Here is a 307-nt window from a genome sequence, read left to right on the forward strand (position 1 = left end):
GCCCCTGAAGGTGTCCGGCCGGTCGGACCGTGTGGAGCCTAGGGGAGTCGAACCCCTGACATCTGCCATGCAAAGACAGCGCTCTACCAACTGAGCTAAGGCCCCGGAAGAGAGGCATCAAGCCGGTTCGAACCACACCGGCAGGCGCCGCAGACCAGAGTACCGGGTCGCCCCCGGTTTCTCGCAAAAAGATTGGGGGGTCCCCGCAGGCGACCACTCTCCGTAAGATGCTCGTCGTGGGGGGGGGGGGCCGCCCCGCGCGGTGTGGGTCAGCGGGGGGGGGAGCGAGAGTCTCTCCGCCGAAGCC

The 307-nt window shown here is 68.1% G+C and carries 1 tRNA gene; it reads right to left on the bottom strand.

What is annotated here, in order from left to right:
• Positions 1-32 precede the first annotated feature (32 nt).
• Positions 33-105: transfer RNA gene (locus tag ACFXAZ_RS33150), tRNA-Ala, on the bottom strand.
• Positions 106-307 lie beyond the last annotated feature (202 nt).

Source organism: Streptomyces sp. NPDC059477, from assembly GCF_042749375.1.
In the GTDB taxonomy this organism is placed as follows: Bacteria; Actinomycetota; Actinomycetes; order Streptomycetales; family Streptomycetaceae; genus Streptomyces.